Genomic DNA, 2,309 nt, shown 5'->3' with positions numbered 1-2,309 from the left:
AGGCCCTGCCGTTATGCCGCGGCTGCCGAGAGATCACCCAAACAGGAACCGTGTTCGACTGATCAAGCCTGTCGAACGGTAAGCGGAAGGCTTCTAAAGCCGCACATCGCGCAGTCTGCTCCCCGCACCCGCGGGGATGGTCCTGAACTTGCCCGCTCCCTCCCGCTGCAGGTGGACTGCTCCCCGCACCCGCGGGGATGGTCCCGGTTGCCGCGGTGCCCTTGGTCACGGTGTGGTCTGCTCCCCGCACCCGCGGGGATGGTCCCGAACTCAAGCCCGGCAGATCCTGGCGGGAAGTCTGCTCCCCGCACCCGCAGAATGGTCCCGCGCCCAGCGACCGCAGGGCGATCGTCAACGGCTGCTCCCTGCACCCGCGGGGATGGTCCCGAGCACCAGGCCCTCACCGACGCCCTCGGAGCCTGCTCCCCGCACCCGCGGGGATAGTCCCGCGCCGATCTCATCGTTCGTCGGGTCGAGGTCCTGTTTGACAGCGGACGGCGCAAGATCCTTGTAGGCGCACAAGTCAGGTCCTGATCTGCGGACAGTTGCTCTCCCTTTCCGTGGACTCATTCGTGTCGGTTCCGAACAGGTGATCCCTCCGGGGGTTGGCTCGGTGCTGCCTGGCAGCGAACCAACTCATCCTCCGGAGGGATCGTGAAGAAGTCTGACAGGGAGATCATGGAAATCTTCGAGGCTCTCGACGCCACCGAGTGTGCGCATTCGGCGGCTGCGCTGGCGGGGGTCGAACCGTGCGCCGGTACGCACGAATGAGGGACGCGGGTCGTACCACGAGCGGTCCGGTGAGCCGGCCGAAGCTGATCGACCCGTTCATGCCGAAGATCGAGGAGTGGGTCGAACGGTCGCAGGGCACGGTGCGGGCCGACAAGCTCCATGAACGCCTCCAGCTGCTGGGCTTCGCCGGGGACGAGCGAACGACGCGGCGGGCGGTCGCACGGGCGAAGGAACGCTGGCGGGCCGGCCACCGTCGTACTTACCGGCCGTGGATCACCGAGCCCGGTCTCTGGTTGCAGTTCGACTGGGGATGGGGCCCGAAAGTGCCTGGTCCGGGCGGTGGAAGTGAGCGCGAGACGCTCCTGTTCTGCGCGTGGCTGGCCTGGTACCGCTTCCGGGTGGTGATCCCGGTCTGGGACCGGACCCTGCCCACGGTGATCTCGTGCATCGACTCCACTCTGCGGGCGATCGGCGGGGCACCGACCTATGTGCTCACCGACAACGAGAAGACGATGACCATCGACCGGGTCGCCGGGATCGCGGTCCGTCATCCTCAAGTCGTTGCCGCGGGACGTCATTACGGCCTGCAGGTACACACCTGTGTCCCGTTCGATCCCGAGTCCAAAGGGGGCAGTGAGGGCCACCGTCCGTATCGCGAAGGCGGACCTGATCCCCACTTCCGCGAACCTGCGGGAGAAGTACGGCAGCTTCGCCGAACTCCGCGGTGCCTGCGCGATCTTCTGTCAGCAGGTCAACACTCGCGTCCACCGCGAGACGAGCAGGACCCCGGCCTCCGCGCTGGACGTCGAACGCACCCGCCTGCACCCACTGCCCGTGGCCCCTCACACCCTCGCGCTCGGTGAGTCCCGTCAGGTGCTGCGGGACCAGACCGTCCGTTTCGGCTCAGTCCGGTACTCGACCCCGCCGGGCCTGGTCGGCCAGGATGCCTGAGTCCGCGCGGACGGCGAGGAACTCGTCGTGGTGGTGGACTTGTCCCGGCTCACGCACCGGCCGGAGTGGATGCAAGGTCCGGCCGGAGTCGCCCGGCATCCGCTGTCCCTGCCCGGACGGCCCGTCATCGACCTGGCGCACCATCCGAACCATCCGCAGGAGACGGACGGCTCCCCGCGCCAGCCCAAACCGAAACCCGTCAATGATGCCGAGGAAGCCTTCCTCCAGCTCGGCCCCGGGGCGAAGTCCTGGCTGACCGAGGCCGGCGCCGCGGGCACCACCCGGATCCGGGTGAAGATGGCCGCCGCCGTCGAGCTCGCCGCCCTCATCGGCCCTGCGGAGGTCGACCTGGGCCTGGGTCTCGCGGCGACCGCGGGCCGGTTCGCCGAGGACGACTTGATGTCCATCGTCCAACACCGTCGGCATGGCACCCGCCCCGCCGATCTCGTCGTCGCCGACGAGACACACTCCGTCCAGCCCGGTACCTCCGCCTGGGCCGACTTCGGCCGCCCGGCTTCCTGATCCTTCCGGTCCCGGGCCGCGAAGCGGCCCGGGGCCGGCCAGCCCCCAAAATCAAAACCCCAAAAAAAAAAGAATATGAAAAAACCCATTTAAAAAAACCCCCC

General features: G+C 67.9%; 1 pseudogene. It reads left to right on the top strand.

Features of this window, described 5'->3' with window-relative positions:
• Window positions 1-678 precede the first annotated feature (678 nt).
• Window positions 679-2,205, top strand: a pseudogene (gene istA / locus AB0D12_RS41140) (IS21 family transposase).
• Window positions 2,206-2,309: the final 104 nt, after the last annotated feature.

Source organism: Streptomyces sp. NPDC048479 (genome assembly GCF_040651435.1).
Taxonomy (GTDB): Bacteria; Actinomycetota; Actinomycetes; order Streptomycetales; family Streptomycetaceae; genus Streptomyces.
The sequence above is the reverse complement of the archived record's forward strand: the minus strand, read 5'-3'. Positions and strand labels throughout refer to the sequence as shown.